This is a genomic window from Flavobacterium sp. TN-1 (assembly GCF_052828645.1).
Window position 1 is genome coordinate 2,771,333 of record NZ_CM128253.1, and the last position, 18,946, is coordinate 2,790,278.

Annotated in this window: 18 protein-coding genes and 7 tRNA genes; 5 read left to right on the forward strand and 20 right to left on the reverse strand. The window is 30.0% G+C overall.

The window, feature by feature from the left end; all coding sequences use genetic code 11:
• Positions 1-36 precede the first annotated feature (36 nt).
• The 8 genes from moaA to ACUXZJ_RS12555 form a co-directional block, all read right to left on the reverse strand.
• Entirely contained in the window at positions 37-1,026 is a 990-nt protein-coding gene (gene moaA, locus ACUXZJ_RS12520) for a GTP 3',8-cyclase MoaA (protein WP_060382335.1), read from the reverse strand.
• Positions 1,027-1,029: 3 nt separating this feature from the next.
• The gene (gene moaCB, locus ACUXZJ_RS12525; protein WP_060382336.1) at positions 1,030-1,941 is read right to left on the reverse strand and encodes a bifunctional molybdenum cofactor biosynthesis protein MoaC/MoaB; all 912 of its coding nucleotides are present in this window, start codon (positions 1,939-1,941) and stop codon (positions 1,030-1,032) included.
• A gap of 1 nt (position 1,942) precedes the next feature.
• A complete protein-coding gene (locus ACUXZJ_RS12530) occupies positions 1,943-2,383 on the reverse strand; it encodes a molybdenum cofactor biosynthesis protein MoaE (protein ID WP_063743869.1) in 441 nt (146 codons plus the stop codon).
• Positions 2,364-3,449: a ThiF family adenylyltransferase gene (locus ACUXZJ_RS12535; protein ID WP_088466925.1), complete on the reverse strand. Its 1,086-nt coding sequence runs from the start codon at positions 3,447-3,449 to the stop codon at positions 2,364-2,366. Before ACUXZJ_RS12535 ends, ACUXZJ_RS12530 begins: the two co-directional genes overlap by 20 nt.
• Positions 3,450-3,459: 10 nt before the next feature.
• A complete protein-coding gene (locus ACUXZJ_RS12540; RefSeq protein WP_060382339.1) occupies positions 3,460-3,702 on the reverse strand; it encodes a MoaD/ThiS family protein in 243 nt (80 codons plus the stop codon).
• A complete protein-coding gene (locus ACUXZJ_RS12545) occupies positions 3,692-4,276 on the reverse strand; it encodes a molybdenum cofactor guanylyltransferase (RefSeq protein WP_088466926.1) in 585 nt (194 codons plus the stop codon). Before ACUXZJ_RS12545 ends, ACUXZJ_RS12540 begins: the two co-directional genes overlap by 11 nt.
• Positions 4,277-5,014, reverse strand: coding sequence for a sulfite exporter TauE/SafE family protein (locus ACUXZJ_RS12550; RefSeq protein ID WP_060382341.1), 738 nt, complete (start codon positions 5,012-5,014; stop codon positions 4,277-4,279).
• A gap of 69 nt (positions 5,015-5,083) precedes the next feature.
• Complete coding sequence (locus ACUXZJ_RS12555; protein WP_063743865.1) at positions 5,084-6,247, reverse strand: molybdopterin molybdotransferase MoeA; 1,164 nt, start codon at positions 6,245-6,247, stop codon at positions 5,084-5,086.
• 238 nt (positions 6,248-6,485) lie between these two features.
• Between ACUXZJ_RS12555 and ACUXZJ_RS12560 the strand changes: the two genes are divergently transcribed.
• Both ACUXZJ_RS12560 and ACUXZJ_RS12565 read left to right on the forward strand, forming a co-directional pair.
• Positions 6,486-9,473, forward strand: coding sequence for a M4 family metallopeptidase (locus ACUXZJ_RS12560; RefSeq protein ID WP_060382343.1), 2,988 nt, complete (start codon positions 6,486-6,488; stop codon positions 9,471-9,473).
• A gap of 345 nt (positions 9,474-9,818) precedes the next feature.
• Positions 9,819-10,196: a transposase gene (locus ACUXZJ_RS12565; RefSeq protein ID WP_063743864.1), complete on the forward strand. Its 378-nt coding sequence runs from the start codon at positions 9,819-9,821 to the stop codon at positions 10,194-10,196.
• 195 nt (positions 10,197-10,391) lie between these two features.
• Here ACUXZJ_RS12565 and ACUXZJ_RS12570 read toward each other — a convergent pair.
• From ACUXZJ_RS12570 to ACUXZJ_RS12625, 12 genes are all read right to left on the reverse strand, one after another.
• A tRNA-Val gene (locus ACUXZJ_RS12570) sits at positions 10,392-10,466 on the reverse strand.
• 40 nt (positions 10,467-10,506) lie between these two features.
• Positions 10,507-10,581: transfer RNA gene (locus tag ACUXZJ_RS12575), tRNA-Val, on the reverse strand.
• Positions 10,582-10,621: 40 nt separating this feature from the next.
• A tRNA-Val gene (locus tag ACUXZJ_RS12580) sits at positions 10,622-10,696 on the reverse strand.
• Positions 10,697-10,736: 40 nt separating this feature from the next.
• Positions 10,737-10,811, reverse strand: a tRNA-Val gene (locus tag ACUXZJ_RS12585).
• A 40-nt stretch (positions 10,812-10,851) separates the two neighbouring features.
• A tRNA-Val gene (locus ACUXZJ_RS12590) sits at positions 10,852-10,926 on the reverse strand.
• A gap of 39 nt (positions 10,927-10,965) precedes the next feature.
• Positions 10,966-11,040, reverse strand: a tRNA-Val gene (locus ACUXZJ_RS12595).
• 39 nt (positions 11,041-11,079) lie between these two features.
• Positions 11,080-11,154, reverse strand: a tRNA-Val gene (locus ACUXZJ_RS12600).
• Between the two features lie 86 nt (positions 11,155-11,240).
• Complete coding sequence (locus tag ACUXZJ_RS12605) at positions 11,241-12,458, reverse strand: bifunctional folylpolyglutamate synthase/dihydrofolate synthase (protein WP_060382345.1); 1,218 nt, start codon at positions 12,456-12,458, stop codon at positions 11,241-11,243.
• A 14-nt stretch (positions 12,459-12,472) separates the two neighbouring features.
• The gene (locus tag ACUXZJ_RS12610; RefSeq protein ID WP_060382346.1) at positions 12,473-13,240 is read right to left on the reverse strand and encodes an energy transducer TonB; all 768 of its coding nucleotides are present in this window, start codon (positions 13,238-13,240) and stop codon (positions 12,473-12,475) included.
• Position 13,241: 1 nt separating this feature from the next.
• Positions 13,242-13,631: an ExbD/TolR family protein gene (locus ACUXZJ_RS12615; RefSeq protein ID WP_060382347.1), complete on the reverse strand. Its 390-nt coding sequence runs from the start codon at positions 13,629-13,631 to the stop codon at positions 13,242-13,244.
• Positions 13,632-13,633: 2 nt separating this feature from the next.
• Positions 13,634-14,338: a MotA/TolQ/ExbB proton channel family protein gene (locus ACUXZJ_RS12620; RefSeq protein WP_060383842.1), complete on the reverse strand. Its 705-nt coding sequence runs from the start codon at positions 14,336-14,338 to the stop codon at positions 13,634-13,636.
• A 149-nt stretch (positions 14,339-14,487) separates the two neighbouring features.
• Complete coding sequence (locus ACUXZJ_RS12625) at positions 14,488-15,045, reverse strand: DUF6642 family protein (RefSeq protein ID WP_060382348.1); 558 nt, start codon at positions 15,043-15,045, stop codon at positions 14,488-14,490.
• Between the two features lie 369 nt (positions 15,046-15,414).
• Here ACUXZJ_RS12625 and ACUXZJ_RS12630 point away from each other — a divergent pair, with 369 nt between their 5' ends.
• From ACUXZJ_RS12630 to cysS, 3 genes are all read left to right on the forward strand, one after another.
• Positions 15,415-16,608, forward strand: coding sequence for a pyridoxal phosphate-dependent aminotransferase (locus ACUXZJ_RS12630; RefSeq protein WP_063743863.1), 1,194 nt, complete (start codon positions 15,415-15,417; stop codon positions 16,606-16,608).
• 75 nt (positions 16,609-16,683) lie between these two features.
• Complete coding sequence (folE, locus tag ACUXZJ_RS12635; protein WP_063743862.1) at positions 16,684-17,355, forward strand: GTP cyclohydrolase I FolE; 672 nt, start codon at positions 16,684-16,686, stop codon at positions 17,353-17,355.
• 75 nt (positions 17,356-17,430) lie between these two features.
• The gene (gene cysS / locus ACUXZJ_RS12640; protein WP_063743861.1) at positions 17,431-18,912 is read left to right on the forward strand and encodes a cysteine--tRNA ligase; all 1,482 of its coding nucleotides are present in this window, start codon (positions 17,431-17,433) and stop codon (positions 18,910-18,912) included.
• Positions 18,913-18,946: the final 34 nt, after the last annotated feature.

Consider the following 18,946-nt stretch of genomic DNA (forward strand, 5'->3'; position numbering starts at 1 on the left):
TGACTTTTATCAGTTCTATTAAAATTTGATTTTTGGTTATCCTCCAATAGTAATCATACTACGATTTAAATTAAAATTTAATGAATCTGTAAAAGATTCGTTTGTATCAAAGCCAGCTCTTGTTTTTTCTTTTAATAATATATTGTTTTTTAATAAGGGGATTATAGAGTGTCCTGCTCTTAAGGTATCTAACAAGGAGGTTTCTAATTTTGAAAATAAACAGTTTTTTAATTTCCCATCAGCTGTTAATCGTATTCTATTACAATGATCACAAAAAGGATTAGTAACTGTACTTATTATTGCAAAACTTCCTTTAAAATTGGCTATTTTGTAATTTTTGGCGGTGTCATTGGGTTTGTCCTCTTTCTTTATAACATTAGTTGGTGTATAATAGGTATTAATTTCTTCTAAAATTTCATTATAACTTACTAATTTATCTTTATTCCATTTATTTCCGTCAAAAGGCATAAATTCAATAAAGCGAATTTCTATTTTAGTATTTTTTGTGAGATGAATAAAATCTAAAATTTCATTATCATTGAATCCTTTTATCAGGACAACATTTAGTTTAACATGAAAATCATTTTCTATTAACAAATGAATGTTTTTGAGAACTTTTTCAAACTGATCTCTACGTGTTATAAATGAAAATTTATCTTGTTTAAGACTGTCTAAACTTATATTAACAGATTGTATGCTTGCTTTTTTAAAAGTTTCAATATATTGATCTACTAAAATACCATTAGTTGTAATTGCTAATTCAATATTTAATTTTGAAAGTTGTTCTATAATTTTTTTAGCATCTTTTCTTAGTAGAGGTTCTCCTCCTGTTAATCTTATTTTTTTTATTCCTAAATCAACAAAAGTCTGAGCTATTTGAACAATTTCATCTGCTGTCATTATATGATTTTTAGGTGTGAGTTTAATTCCTTCAGCTGGCATACAATAAGTGCATCGTAGGTTACAATGTTCAGTAATTGAGATACGTAAATAATTATGAAATCGACCAAAATTGTCCGTAAGCATGTTTTATTGATTATGATTAAAACCTTTAATAATTTTAAAAAGATGTAATACTGAAGGAAACACAGCTTCTATAGACTCTGCTGCTCCGTTAGTAGATCCGGGTAGTGCCATAATAAGCATATTGCCTTTAAAACCTACGACACTTCTTGATAACATTGCATAAGGCGTACGCTGTTGTCCATAATTTCTAATGGTTTCTTCAATACCTGGAATTCGTTTGTCTAGTAATGGTATTAGGGCTTCTGGGGTAATATCACGAGGTGATAATCCTGTACCTCCTGTTATAATAACTAAATCAAATTGATTGGTAAATAAGTTCATTACTTCTGATTGAATATCTAAAATTTCGTCTGGAATTATTTTATAAAAAGAAGATTCTAAACCTAATTTTTCAATTTTTTTAATGATCGTTTTTCCTGCCGAGTCTATTTTTTTTCCAGCTGAAATACTATCAGAACAAACAATAATTCCAATTTTTAGTTGATTTTCAATGGTTTTAACATCTGATTTACCTCCTTTTTTCTCTATTAGTTTTATACTATGTATTTCTACTGATTTATCAATGGGTTTTAGCATGTCGTACATGGTTAGTGCAACGATGGAAGCTCCGTGCATGGCTTCTACTTCTACTCCTGTTTTATAAATTGTTTTGACTGTAACTGTTATTTCTATATTTAAATCTTGAATATGATGTGATACTGAGGTAAATTCTATAGGTAATGGATGACAATCAGGTATAGCATTTGATGTGTTTTTTACGGCAAATAAGCCTGCTATTTTAGAAGCTTCAAAAACATCACCTTTAGGAACATTTTTTTTTATAATAGCTTCTAGGGTATTGGGGTTGCCTACTTTTACAATAGCTTGTGCTACTGCTGTACGCAATGAATTACTTTTTTGTGTGATGTCTACCATATTATTTATTTTTTTTCCATATATAGGTGTGATCTTCTAAAATTTCTTTTCCAAAAATGGGTACTTCGTGTTTTATTGCTTCAACTATGTATTCTAAGGCTTCATAAGTTGCTTTTCTTCTAGGTGCTGAAACAAATACAAACAAACATATTTCACCTGCTTTTACTCTTCCTAGACTATGATAGATGTGCATACATGTAATATTAAATTGCTGAAAAGTGCTTTCTCTAATTTCATTTATTTTTTGAATTGCCATTTCTTCATAAGCAGAATAATCTATTGCTATTACATGTTTATCATGTATTATATCTGCTCGTACTTGTCCTAAAAATATTTGATGAGCTCCTATATTGGTTTTAGCTTGATGTTTTGTTATGGAAGTGGTTATAAAATCGGACTGAATAGCTCCTTGAATAAAAAGTTTATTTTTTGTTATATCCATTTTCTAATAAATTAAGAATTGAATTGATCCCGTTTTTTAATTGCCCTATATTTTTAAACCCTTTTTCTTTGAGTTTATCTTTTGCCAGAGAACTTCTTATTCCACTTTGACAAATAAATATTATTTTTTCATTTTTATCCCATTTATGACATTTTTCGTATAACTGATTGAGAGAAATTGATTCTATATTTTGAAAAGGTAGTTTTGGTTGTTCTAGTAGGTCTCTTAAATCAATAATTTTGTATTGGTTTGTTTGACATTTTTCAAGAAACTCAACACCATTAATATCTGAGAATAATTCTTTATTAGCTTCTTTTAATTTTAATCCTTTTTCATAACCCAATCTTATTTGATTTTCATTTCTTGAAAATTGAATTTCAGTAGTACTTTGTAATAATAAATCATATAAAAGTATTTTTCCTGAAAGTATTTTTCCTATTTGAAGGATTATTTTAACTACTTCTGCTGCTTGTAAAGTACCTAAAATATTAGGCAAAACGCCCAAAACGCCAGCTGATGTGCAGTTCGGTATAAAATTATTTTCTTGTTCGGGAAATAAACATCTATAACTAGGACCATCATCATAATTAAATACAGTTAATTGTCCTTGAAATTTATAAATAGATGCGTATACGAAAGGCTTTTTTGTAATCAAACTTATATCATTAATTAAATAACGAGCTTTTATTTCATCTGTACAATCAACAATTACATCATATTGTTGAATTAGTTCATACGCATTTGTTTCATTTAAAAACACGGGATAGGTATGAATCTTTGTTAAAGGATTGTGCTTTTTTAGTGTTTTTTTAGCAACCTCTGATTTACTTTGTCCACAATCTTTTGAAGTATATAAAATTTGTCTATGTAAATTAGTTTCTTCAACGATATCACCATCTATGATCCCTAATGTTCCTATTCCCATTGCCGCCAAATTTTGTAATACGGAACATCCTAATCCGCCTGCTCCTACAACAAGAACTTTTGCTGATTGTAACTTTTCTTGACCTGTTATGCCTACTTGGTCTAAGATTATTTGACGATTGTAACGTTTTAAAATATTCATTTTTTAAATTTTATCCTCCTGCAAAAGGAGGAAGTAATGCAATTTCATCTTCCTTATTTATTTTATAATTTGAATCCTGAATTTTCTTATTAATTGCTATTTTAAAGGGAGTTTTTTCTAATTTTTCATATTTGAATGACAAAAGTTCAATGATTTCAGCACAAATAATTTCATTTTTATCTATTTCAATAATCTCTTCTTCTAGACCTATAAGGTCTATCAATTGACCAAAATATTTAATTTTAATTTGCATTCTTATTAAATTGGTTTACAATCATTTCGTATTCTTCTTTTGTATTAATATTTTGTACTTGATATTTAAATTTTTTAGAAATAGGAATTTTGTATGTTTTAACTTCTTTTAACACTTCCCTTAATTTTAATTTATTATTAATCGTAGCCTCTCTAAATAGTTCTTTCAAACTAGTATTATAAACACCTATAAGAGGAATTTCAGTTTGTTCATTTATAAAAACAGTAATATCTGTATTTTGAATAATATGATTTCTAATAAGTATTTTTATTAAATCTGTAGTAATTAGAGGAGCATCTACACTTATAATAATTGTATAAGGTGTTTGAGAATAATGTAAGGCAGTATAAATTCCTCCTACTGGTCCTTTTTCTTTTATAATATCTTTAACTATATTACAACCTATTTTTTTATATTTTAAATTATTTGTGATAACCTTAATATTTTTGCAAATAGGATTTAAAGCTTTTTTTATACATATTACAAAAGGAAGATTATTTAATAATAAAAATCCTTTATCAGTACCCATTCGACTACTTCTACCACCTGCTAATATATATCCATCTATTTCCATTTAGACTATCATTAATTTAGCGGAAGCTATAACTAATACAAAAGACAAAATGTATTTTAATGTCATACTATTAAATTTAGCACTCCCATAAAAAGCCCCTAATGTACCTCCTATAAATACAACTAAAATTACAGACGTTAGATGTGAAGGGAACGAACCTTTATTAGCTAAAAAACCTAAAAAACCTGATATAGAATTAACAAATATAAACAAAGCTGAAACCGCTGCTGTTTCTTTTATATTTCCCCAACCTAATAATAAAATCAAAGGGGTTAAAATAATACCTCCTCCTATTCCTAAAATACCAGATATAAAACCTATTACTGCACCTATAAAAAGAGCCTTTTTAAATGGAACTACTTTTATATTTTCATCCTTATTTTTCTCAAATTTTACCAATATTCTTATCGCAACAAACAGTAAAATAATACCTAAGATTACTTTATATAAATGGGTCTCTATCTTAAAAAAACCTCCCATAAAAGAAAACGGAATTGAGGTAATAGCAAAAGGGTAAAATAAATTCCAGCGAAATTGATTTAATTTATAAAAAAATAAAAAAGCAATTGAAGATACTAATATGTTTAGCACTAACGCTGAGGGTTTCATTATTTCGGGCGAAAACGAAAACAAACTCATCAATGCTAAATAACCACTTGCTCCTCCGTGTCCTACACTTGCATATAAAAATCCAATAAGTCCTATAAGGAATAAAAATAAATTTGATTCAATATCCATCTTAACTAAATTACGAGCATAGAGTATTACTCGTTACCCTAATTAAGACAAATTTATCTTTTTCATATTTTAATTTATATGATAAATATCAACTATAGAGTTTGATTTAATCTTATATTCTCCAGCTTCTATTTTTACAAGTATATTAGCTAATGCAAAAGTATTAAGCATATTAGAATTTTGATGACTAAGTATGGTTACCTTTTCACCATCATAATAAGCCTTTAAAAACTGAGTTCTTGAATTTTTAACTACATAATCATGCGCAAGAGTTGCTTTCATAAATGTATTAGGGACTTGTCCTTGCATTTTTTTTATAATAGGCAATACATATATATAATAACAACTAAGCGAAGCCGCTGGATTTCCAGGTAAAGCATATACGATCTTGGAATCCTTTAAACCTACATATAACGGTTTTCCTGGTTTTTGATTTACTTTATAAAAAAGGGTTTCTACGTTTAATTCTTGTAACGCATCGTACACAAAATCATAATCTCCTACAGATATTCCTCCTGATATAAGTATAATATCATGGTACAACATAGCTTTTTGGATACTATTTGTAGTAAGTTCTTGATCATCTTGTACTTTGTAAACATTAATTTCCTCTGTATAATTAGTTAGGGCTGATTGTAACATAATACCATTACTCTCATAGATTTTTCCGAAAGTTAACTCTATACCTGGATCAATTAATTCGTTTCCTGTTATAACAATTCCTATCGAAGGTTTTTTATATACGGATACATGGGTAATTCCTAAACAAGATAAAAAACCAATAGCTGGCGGAGTAATTTGAATTCCTCTTTTTAGAGCTAAATTTCCCGATTGTATTTGTTCACCAATAGGTCTTATATTTTCATTATATTTAGGTAATTCTAATAAAATTAATTTTTGATTTTTAATCTTACATTTTTCAATAGGAATGACAGCTACTGTACCTCTTGGGATAGCTGCTCCTGTAAAAATTTTTATTGCTTGAAATTCTCTAATTTCAGACTGAATACTATCTCCTGCTTTAATTTTTCCAATTATTTGAAACTCTAAAGAATCAAGATTTGCTATAGCAAAACCATCCATTGCAGATTGTTCAAAAGGAGGCATATTTATAGGAGAAATAACATCTGAAGCAAGTACATAACCATTAGAATCCTTTAATAAAATTTCTTTTGTAAAAAGTTCTACTTCTATTTCTTGTATTTTTTTTAAAGCTTCTTCAACAGATAGCATATTTTTCAGTTTATATAAAGATTTGTATTTAAATGACTAAAGAATAAGATTTAATCATATATGTAAAAATAATAAATGTCTTTATTTAAATGAAATTGATTAAGAGTTATTTTAATAAGTATTTCTTATCCTAAAAAAATATTAACCAAAAAAACAATATGTTAAAAATCAAAAAAATAAACTATATTTATTTAAGAAAATAACTTAATATTGTAGCTTCATCATAAAACAAATAGATATGAAAAAAAATTATGTTTTATTGTTTTCTATATTATCTATGACTTCAAATATGAAAGCACAAGAAAATGCAAAATTTGAATCAAAAAAAGAATATCAGAAAACGTTACGTATGGACAAAGGTTCCTCTCATGAAAAAGCATTAAATGCCATAGAGAAATCATACGGACTGGATAAAAATAACCAATATAAAGTTAGCTCAGTAACTTCTGATATTAAAGGTTTTACACATCAAAAACATCAACAATATTATAAAGGATTAAAAGTAGAATTCGGTACTGTCATTACCCATGAAAAAAATGGTTTGGTTGAATTAGTAAATGCAGAACTATATAATGCAAAATCAGTAGATTTAACTCCTAAACTTTCAGCTCAAAGATGTTTTCAATATGCTTTAGATTACGCAAATGCAGAAAAATATTTATGGGAAAATTTAGAACAATCCAAAATTTTTGAATATGAAAAACCTAAAGGAGAATTAGTCCTTTTTCCTGATACCAATTCTGGAAAAGTATATCTAGCATACAAATATGACATATATTCTATAAAACCTATTTCTAGAAAAGAATATTATATTAATGCTAACACAGGAGCTCTTTTATATACAAATCCTTTGATAAAACACTTCCATAAAAATTTAGTTTCAAAAGATCAAATAAAAAAAACAGGTAAACAAATAGAAAATATTATTTTTCCTACTGCATTAGCTTCTGGAAATGCAGCTACCCGTTATAGTGGTAATAGAACTATAGAAACCACTTTTGATACGAATCTAAACAAATATATTTTATCCGATGCAACAAGAGGAAAAGGTATTGTTACCTATAATTGCGCTAATGGTAATTATACTAATTCTCATTTTATGGATAATGACAATAACTGGACAGCTGCTGAATTTCACAATGCAGCTAAAGATGATGCAGGATTAGATGCACATTGGGGAGCTCTAAAAACGTATGATTTTTGGAAAAATATTTTTAATAGAGATAGTTTTGATAATAGAGGAAGTCTCATAAAAAGTTATGTTAATCTTGATCTAACCCTGGTTGATCCTACAAATAGCTCTAGTGATAATGCCTTTTGGGATGGTCAATTTATGAGCTATGGCAAAGGAACTACTCTTGATGCTTTAACAGCTGTTGATATTTGCGGTCATGAAATAGGGCATGCTATATGTACTTATACAGCCGATTTAGCATATAAAAATCAATCAGGGGCAATGAATGAAGGATTTTCAGATATTTGGGGAGCATGTATTGAACAATATGCTAAAAATGGTAATCTGAATGCAGCCGCTGATACTGCCAGTCCTGGTACATTAAATGTTTGGAAAATAGGAGAAGATATAGGAAACTCTTTACGATCTATGAGTTACCCTAATACAAAAAGAGATCCTGATACTTTTTTAGGATTATATTATGTAGATACGCAAGATGATACTGGAGTTACTCCTGAATGTACTGCTCCAAATGATACAAATGATCAATGTGGTGTACACACTAATAGCGGTGTCTTAAATCATTGGTTTTACATACTAACGGCTGGTAAATCAGGCACTAACAATGCTAGTTTAGCAAACGGAGGACAAGACGTATATAATGTTCAAGGAATAGGTATGGCAAAAGCAGCACAAATAGCCTATTATGCTGAAAGAGATTATTTAACCCCTAACTCAACTTTTATGGATTGTAGAAATGCAACCATAGCAGTAGCAAATTCTTTATATTGCTCATCCAGTCCTGAAGTACAATCCGTTACTAATGCTTGGTATGCTGTAAATGTTGGAAACGCATATAATGCTGTTGCTAATGATATTGTCTTAAAATCTCTACAAGGAGGTAATTTAAATGTAAATTGTGGTGCACCCTATAGCCCTACAATTACTTTTGAAAATGGTGGATCTAATGTTATTAATGCTGCTACTATTACCTACAATATAGACGGTGGAGCCAATTCTACTCTAAATTGGAATGGAAACTTAGCTCAATGCGAACAAGTAACTCAAGCCTTAAATGTAAATAATTTAAGCAGAGGTTATCATATACTAAATGCTACCGTTAGTATAGTAAATGATGACTTAATGACTAATAATAACAAATCCATGGTAATATTAGTAAATGATTCTAGTAACATAGGCACATTAAATACATTCAATACACCTAATGATGTTCTAGTTTCAGTAGACCAGGGAAATAAAAATAATACTGTTTGGGAAAGAGGTTTTGTAAATAAAACAAATTTATCAGCTGCAGCTACTGGTAATTCACCAGGGTATGCTACAAAATTAGTAGGAAACTATCCTGACAAAACAACCTCTTATTTAGTTTCTCAATGTTATAATTTATCTAATTTAACTAATGCCAGAGTAAGTTTTGATATGGCATTTGATCTTGAAAGCAACTGGGATATCATTTATTTTGAATATTCAACTAATAATGGTGCAACTTGGACTCCTCTTGGTAATGTAACCAACACTTGGTATAATAGCTCTAGAATACCTAATGGTATTGATTGCTTCAATTGTATTGGAAAACAATGGACTGGTAATTATAATATTGCTCCTTCAGGAGGTAATGGTAATAATGGTAATAAGAGAAATTATACCCATAGTTTAGCAGAAGTAGGACCTGCATCAAATGCTATTTTCAGATTTACTTTTATATCAGACGATTCTTCTAATCAAGAAGGAGTATTCATTGATAATTTTGTTATACAAGGAACTTTAGGAAATGAAATAAATAATTTTGAAAAATTTGAAATTTTCCCTAATCCTTCTAACGGAAAATTTAATATTACCTTATCTACAGATCAAGAAGTAACTATTCAACTTTTTGATTTAGGAGGTAGAAATATGTTTGAAAGAAAATATGAAGCAAAAGGATCAGAATTTAATAGTGAAATAGATCTATCTAATATCTCTTCTGGTGTTTACATTTTAAATATAGAAAGTAAAAATAAAAAAGAATCAAGAAGAATTATTATAAATTAATTTTAAAAAATCTATAAAGAAGGTATCCAAAAAATAGACAATCTTATCATTTAGCTTTGTTTGATCAATTCTTTCTAATTTACCAAGAAAGTTAAAAATAAACAGATAAAATAAATCAAATAATACAATATATTATTAGGTTTCCCTATTATCTAAACAAAAACTAAGTGCTGGTTATCTACTTATGGAAACCTTCTTTTTTTATTCTATCTCAAGTATAAAATATTTTCTTACAACAATATAAAACCTTAATGAGGCTGTCCAAAAAGTAATAAACCCATAGATGACGGTATTGAGATTTGTGAGCAAAATTATAAGGCTAAGTTCTGGGAAAAATAAAGAAGAATGGTAGTTGTACGTCAAAAATTAAAAGAAAGACCCAATGCGCCAGGTAAAATATTAAGTCTTTTTCCTGAGGATCAGATTCACAAAAACTACAGATACACAGCCTATTTTACAAATCTAGAATTTGCTCCATCAGAAATCTGGAAATTCTATCATCGTAAAGACGATGCTGAAAATAGAATAAAAGAATTGAAATATGACTTTAGCTTTGACAGATTTAATTTGAAAGATTTTTTCCTAACCGAAGCAGCTCCTATTTTTACTATGATAGCTTATAATTTAATGTTTCTTTTCAGAACATTTGTTTTTCAAGAAAAAACTCAGAAAACACTAACAACATTGCGATATAAAACCTTTGCCATAGCGACATATTTTTAAAAACAAAATGATAAATTTGTTTTTAAAATTGCACTTAACAAAAAAAGAAGAGCTTGGTTCAGTGGTCTTTGGAATTATAACATCACCTATCCTTTTGAAATCTCTAATGCGTAATTTGGGTTTATATATTTAATTTGATCACATTGATTTGATCCAAAAAGGCAAAAAAAAAGCCCCCTATAAAGGATGCTAATGTGGGCGATAAGGGATTCGAACCCCTGACCCCCTCGGTGTAAACGAGGTGCTCTGAACCAGCTGAGCTAATCGCCCGATAAATCTTTTAAACGTATGAAACTTTAAGTTTCTTTTGTGGGCGATAAGGGATTCGAACCCCTGACCCCCTCGGTGTAAACGAGGTGCTCTGAACCAGCTGAGCTAATCGCCCGATAAATCTTTTAAACGTATGAAACTTTAAGTTTCTTTTGTGGGCGATAAGGGATTCGAACCCCTGACCCCCTCGGTGTAAACGAGGTGCTCTGAACCAGCTGAGCTAATCGCCCGATAAATCTTTTAAACGTATGAAACTTTAAGTTTCTTTTGTGGGCGATAAGGGATTCGAACCCCTGACCCCCTCGGTGTAAACGAGGTGCTCTGAACCAGCTGAGCTAATCGCCCGATAAATCTTTTAAACGTATGAAACTTTAAGTTTCTTTTGTGGGCGATAAGGGATTCGAACCCCTGACCCCCTCGGTGTAAACGAGGTGCTCTGAACCAGCTGAGCTAATCGCCCGATAAATTTTTGAACGTATGAAACTTTAAGTTTCTTCTGTGGGCGATAAGGGATTCGAACCCCTGACCCCCTCGGTGTAAACGAGGTGCTCTGAACCAGCTGAGCTAATCGCCCGATAAATTTTTGAACGTATGAAACTTTAAGTTTCTTCTGTGGGCGATAAGGGATTCGAACCCCTGACCCCCTCGGTGTAAACGAGGTGCTCTGAACCAGCTGAGCTAATCGCCCGATAACATCTAGAAGAATATTCTTCCGTTATTGTGGGTGCAAATATAAGATAGTTTTTTTGTAAAACAATAAAAAAATAAAGAAAATTATACAATTTCTGCTACCACAAATGTACTTCCTCCTATATAAATAAAATCTTGAGCACTAGCCAAGTCCTTTACTCTTTTATAAGAATCTGAAACAGAAGAAACTATCTCATTAAAAATCAAACCATGTGATTCAGCAATAATTTTTAATTTTTCCGGAGCTAAACCACGAGGCACATTAGGTTTTGTAAAAATATAATAAGCATCTTTAGGGAAAAGCGGTAAAATATCATCTAAATCTTTATCATTAACAACTCCTAAAATAAAAAATAAACGATTATAGGTTTCTTTTTTAATTTGATTTAACACAATTTTTAATCCGTGACTATTATGAGCAGTATCACAAATAACTTTGGGCATAGCATCTAATTGTTGCCAACGTCCTAGCAAACCTGTATTCCTGACCACACTTAGTAAACCTTTTTTTAATTGTTCTTCTGTAATAACAAAATAATCTTGAAGAACTTCTATTGTCTGCAAAACTGTCTTTTTATTCTGTTTTTGATAATCTCCTAATAATTCACATTCGTATTCTTCAAATATTCGATCGGAAGCAAAATAAATAGTTGAATTCATTTTTTTTGCTTTCTCTAAAAATACGCTCTGTGTTTCGGGTAGATATTCTCCTATTACCACAGGAACATTGGATTTTATAATACCTGCCTTTTCAGAAGCTATAGCACACAGCGTGGTTCCTAAAAATTGTACATGATCCCAACCTATATTAGTTATAACGGATATTAAAGGTGTAATTATATTGGTGGAATCTAATCGTCCTCCTAAACCAACTTCTATGATTCCTATATCTACATTTTTATCTGCAAAATATTGAAAAGCCAATCCGACTGTCATCTCAAAAAAGCTTAAATGATTTTCTTCAAAGAAAGTTTTATTTTTTCGAATAAATTCTACTACATAATCTTCTGTTATAACCACCCCATTTATTCGAATACGTTCTCTATAATCTTTTAAATGAGGAGAGGTATATAGCCCTACTTTATATCCTGCTTCTTGTAAAATAGATGCTAACATAGAAGAGGTTGATCCTTTACCATTAGTCCCAGCTATATGAATTGTTTTAATTCTTTTTTCAGGATTTCCTAAATGATTAGCCAATAAAACAGTATTTGTTAAATCTTTTTTATAAGCGGTAGCTCCTTGTTGCTGATACATAGGCAGCTGTGCAAACATCCATTGAATTGTTTCTTGATATGTCATAAAAAAACAGGCAACTATTGCCCTACTTCAAAATTAAAAACGATAAAACCTATTTGCTTTTCAGGGGCATGCTCATCGGAATGCCATCTAAATGCTCTTGCAGCATCTATTGCAGGATTTACTAAACAAGGATTTGTATTTGTTGTTCCTTTTACATAGTTAGCCATTATTACCTGACCATTTCTATTTACTATAACTTGTACAACTACTCTTCCTGTTTCATTACAATCTTGTACTTTACGAGATCTAGATGCTAAACTTCTTCCTTTTAATCCCCATCCAGACCCTCCTACTCCTGAACCTGATCCGTAAAATGAATTAGCATACCGACTTCCTTTTAGTTCTCCTTTATCTCCTGATACTTCATCATTACCATGTCCTTCATTAGCTCCTGCTATTTTAGGTCCATTAATAAAACTAGATAAAGCATCATCCGTTGACTTACTAGGCTTTTGCTCCTCTTTTTTATCTTTTATCTGTTCTTTTAGTACAGTCTTTTTAATAACGGGAGCATCAGTAGATTCATTATTTAGTATATTTTCTTCTTCATTTAGATGATCGGGCTGGGCGATCTTAGGTTTTGGCGAAGAAATAACCATTTCTTCTGGCTGTACCTTACCCTGCCCTAAATCAGTTGTTCCAAAATTGATCATTATTCCATTTTCTGGCGGAGGATCAACATACGTTAATCCAAAAAACAGAAACAGGAAGAATAGGATTACAAAAATTACCGAAGTAATAACAAATGCTTTTTTTTCCTCTGGTGTTTCTAAAAATAACATATCATTTAGGTCTTACTGCTAAAACAATTTTTATTTGATTACGATTGGCTATATCCATAACGTAAACGGCTTTTTCTATCGGCACTCCCTCGGCTACACGAAGTATAACGGATTTATTTCCGTTACCAAGTACTGATAATAATTTAGCTTCTATTTCATTTTCGGTAATCGCTTGCTTATCTATATAATATTTTTTATCTTTATCTATACTTATTGATATACTTTTATTATTATCTGTTTTTCCCTTTGCTTTTGGCAAAACTAAGTCCAAAGCATTAGTTGTAACCATAGTTGATGTTAACATAAAAAATATTAACAATAAAAAAACTATATCTGTCATTGACGACATATTAAATTCAGCCGAAACTTTATTTCTTCCTCTTAGATTCATATCTATCGTTCATTTAATAAATCCAAAAACTCAACTGCATTTAACTCCATTTGATGCACTACTTTATCTGTTTTTACAACTAAATGATTATAGCCTACATAAGCTATTAAACCAACTATTAAACCAACTACTGTGGTCATCATAGCAGTATAAATACCTTCTGCTAACATACCTACTTCTATTTGCCCTCCTCCACTTGCCATTTTATGAAAAGCCATAACCATTCCTACAACTGTGCCCAAAAAACCAGTCATAGGACCAGCCCCTGAAAGTGTAGCTAACATGCTTACATTTTTTTCTAGTTTATAAACTTCTAATTTTCCTGCATTTTCTATAGCTGTATTAATATCTTCTAAACGATTTCCTATTCTTGAAATACCTTTTTCAATTAATTTAGCAACTGGTGAATCAGTTGCTACACATAATAGTTTGGCTGAATCCAACCTACCATTAGCAATATGATCTTTTATTAATAACATGAATTTATCATCTATTTTAGATGCTTTATTAATTGCCATAAGTCGTTCAAAATACAAATACAATGCAAAAAACAGCATAACAAATAAAGATAACATAATTATCTGACCTACTAATCCTCCTGAAGTCAATAATTCCCATACAGATAAGGTCTTTTCTACTGGTACATCTTTTAGATTAGCCTGATTAATAGTTGTAGTAAGTGAATCTACTTGAAGAAATAAGCTCATATTTTTTCTTATTTTAAACGATTTTATTTTGAAATAATTGTTTGGTAAATATAACGGTTTTTGATTTAAAGTTAAAAATAACACCAAATACTGTACCATTTATAACAGCATTAGAAGAATAACATATTAACTAGTTGATAACAAAAATTTTAATAATATATTCTAAACCCTAATGATTGACAAAGGCTATATTGTTTTTCAAATAAAGTCTCTGTTAAATCTATTATGTCATCAATTTCTTCCATTAATGAAAAATACAAATTATCTAAAATCGTACTCAAAATAGGGACATTATTAACGTATCCTGAAAGTGCTTTAGCTCCTGTAACATCTAAAAAGTACTGAAAAGTTTCTTCATTTAAATCCAAAGGAAGAGTATTTGCAAAATGGATTATTTTTCCTTTTAACTTTCCTTCAAAAAACTCTGCTATTTCTTCAAAAGTATAATAATAATTATCTATTTTAAGCTCATTAGCTCTTCCTTGCATTACTAAATAAATAACTGCATAATCCTTAAAATAACGATCTTGAAACAACAAAGCACTAATACTTTCTTCAAAACCTTCTATACTATCAAAAGTTTTGTATATATTGGTTATTTTATATTGATATGCTAAATTTTCTAATGAGGCTAAAACAACGCTTCTTTTTTCTTCTGTTACATCCGCAACAGATTCTAAACAATAAATATGGTGGTTTTGTGACATTATTCCTTAATTTGCTTACATTCAAATCATCTTATAAATCAAATATATTTTTCTTTTTGAGTCTTTCATTAACAAAACAACACAAAGTTATCTAATTCATAAAATAGTTTGGTAATATACCTTTTTTTATTTTACGAAATTATCATCAAATTATATTTTGGGTTTTACAAAATTAAACCCATGCAATATCTTTAATAAACAGTTAATTCTTTTTAACAAAAGAATATTTTATTCCATAATTCATATTATTTCTTTTTTAGCAGTAAGATAATAAGATTATATTATTCAAGTATCAATTAAATCAATATCTAAAAAAAATGTTTATTTAAATATTTTATTGCAAATTTGCATTACCAAATTAATTAAATCATGCCAAAAGTTTCAAATAAAGGGCTTCAAATGCCAGAATCTCCTATCAGAAAGTTAGTACCTTATGCAGAAACTGCAAAAAGAAAAGGGCACAAAGTATATCATTTAAATATTGGTCAACCAGACATTCAGACCCCAGAAGTAGCTTTAAAAGCAATTCAAAATACCGACATTAAGGTTTTAGAATACAGCCACTCTGCTGGTTTTGAAAGCTATAGAACAAAATTATCTGAGAGTTATAATAAAATAGGATTACCTATTAAAAAAGAAGATATAATTATAACAACAGGAGGATCAGAAGCACTATTATTTGCTTTGGGTAGTACAATGGATTCAGGTGATGAAATTATTATCCCAGAACCTTTTTATGCAAACTATAATGGTTTTGCTACCGCATCTGGAGTAAAAGTAGTTTCTGTAATGTCAGGAATAGAAACAGGTTTTGCTCTACCTCCTATTGCTGATTTTGAAAAATTAATTACACCTAATACCAAAGCAATCTTAATCTGTAATCCTGGAAACCCTACTGGTTATTTATACTCACAAGATGAAATAAACCAATTGGCAGAATTAGTAAAAAAATATGATTTATTCTTGATTGCTGACGAAGTCTATCGTGAATTTGTTTATGATGAAGAAGCAAAACATTATTCTGTCATGAATATTTCTGGAATAGAAGATCATGCTATTATGATTGATTCCGTTTCTAAAAGATATAGTATGTGTGGAGCGCGCATTGGATGTATTGTTTCAAAAAACAAATTAGTCATGGAAACGGCTATGAAATTTGCTCAAGCTAGACTTTCTCCTCCAACTTATGAACAAATAGCTAGTGAAGCAGCTTTAGATACACCACAAAGTTATTTTGATGAAGTAATTAAAGAATATAAAGACAGAAGAGATACTTTAATTACTGAAATGAATAAAATCCCTGGAGTAAAAATTGCCACTCCTAAAGGTGCTTTTTATTGTATTGCACAATTACCAGTACAAAATGCTGATGATTTTGCACAATGGTTATTAGAATCCTTTGATTTTAATGGAGAAACTGTAATGGTAGCACCCGCAGCTGGATTTTACTCAACACCGGGTATAGGACTCAACGAAGTACGTATTGCTTACGTATTAAAAAAAGAAGATATTATCAAATCTGCTCAAATTTTAGCCGAAGCACTAAAAACGTATAACAAATAATACAATTATTTTAGTTTTTAGTAATTCACTATATTTGCAATTCAAAAAATTTTGAAATAAACTATATTTATATTAATGGCTCATAACGAAGAATTTCACGACGAATTAGGACACAGTCATATAGCAACTAGTGCCACTACCCCTTTGCGTAGTGACGCTTTTGATTTATCAGACGAAGAAAAAATTGCTTCAATCCGCAAAGATGTTGAAAGTATTTTAAATACTTTAGGAATGGATTTAACAGATGATAGCTTAAGCGGCACGCCTAATCGTGTGGCAAAAATGTTTGTTAAAGATATTTTTGGAGGCTTAAACCCAGATAAAAAACCAGGATCTTCTACTTTCCAAAATCATTATAAATACAATGAAATGTTAGTAGAAAAAAACATTGTAGTTTATTCTACTTGTGAGCACCATCTTTTACCTATTATTGGTCGTGCACATGTTGCTTATATTTCTAATGGTACTGTAATAGGTCTTTCTAAAATGAATCGCATAGTAGATTACTACGCAAAACGCCCACAAGTACAAGAACGTTTAACCATGCAAATCGTACAAGAATTACAAAATGTACTAGGTACTGATGATGTAGCTTGTGTAATAGATGCTAAACACTTGTGTGTAAATTCGCGAGGCATTAAAGATATAGAAAGTAGCACTGTTACTGCTGAATTTGGTGGTAAATTCAAAAACGAAGCAACTCGTAAAGAATTTTTAGACTATATAAAATTAGAAACTAAGTTTTAAGTATTCAATTATAAGTGATTGAAAAAACAACCATTAAACACATAAATTCAATCACTTATTTTCAAATTTCAACAAATGCGTTTATATACATCCAACCCTATAAAAGTTTATAACACCTTAAGTGGCGAAAAAGAATCTTTCATCCCTTTACACGATGGTAATGTCGGTATGTACGTATGTGGTCCTACCGTATATAACTATGTACATTTAGGTAATGTTCGAACTTTCATGAGTTTTGATGTAATTTATCGTTATTTATTACATTTAGGTTACAATGTACGCTATGTACGCAATATAACTGACGCAGGACATCTAACCGATGATGGAAATGTAGAAAATGATCGTTTTGTTAAACAATCACGTTTAGAAAAATTAGAACCTATGGAAGTAGTACAAAAATATACCGTATACTTTCATAAAGTTTTAGATCTATTTAACTTTTTGCCTCCCAGTATAGAACCCACAGCAACAGGGCATATTCTTGAACAAATAGAATTAATTCAAAAATTAATTAATAAAGGGTTAGCCTATGAAAGTCAAGGTTCAGTTTATTTTGATGTAGAAGAATACAACAAACAAGGTCTTAATTATGGGGAGCTAAGTAATCGAAATATTGATGAATTATTTGCTAATACACGTGATTTAGATGGGCAAAACGAAAAAAAGAACCCTCAAGATTTTGCACTATGGAAATTTGCTTCTCCTGCACATATCATGAGATGGAATTCTCCTTGGGGAGAAGGATTTCCCGGCTGGCATCTAGAATGTACCGCCATGAGTACCAAATATTTAGGAAACAAATTTGATATTCACGGTGGTGGTATGGATTTAAAATTTCCTCATCATGAATGTGAAATTGCACAAGGAAAAGGATGCAATGGTTCTTCACCTGTAAAATACTGGATGCACGCTAACATGTTAACAATGAATGGATTACGCATGAGTAAAAGCACAGGTAACTTTATACTACCTATGGAATTAATTTCAGGTAATAACACTTTTTTCGAAAAAGCATTCAATCCTAGTATCATTCGTTTTTGTTTTTTACAAGCTCACTATCGAAGCGAGTTAGACATTTCTAATGATGCTATGATAGCAAGCGAAAAAGGGTATAATCGTTTAATGGAAGCTATTAAAAATATTGACTTGATTACGCCTAAAAATCAATCCTCTGTTGATATTCCTCAATGGGTAGAAAACTGCTATCAAGCCATGAACGATGATTTTAACACTCCTATTCTAATTGCTAATTTATTTGAGGGTGCTCGTATTATTAATATCGTAAAAGATGGCAAAGAAACAATCTCAAAAGAGGATTTAGATTTAATACGAAAAACAATGAATAATTTTGTATTTGACATTTTAGGTATTGAAAATCAATCATCAATTAATGATAATTCTAGCAAATTAAATGGTGTAATAGAAATGCTTATTACAATGCGTAAAGATGCACGTATTAATAAAAATTGGGCATTATCTGATCAAATTCGAGATCAATTACTAGAACTAGGCATCCAATTAAAAGATGGTAAAGAAGGAACTACTTATACGTATTAAAGCACATAAATATAAAAATCATAATCTCTTTTAA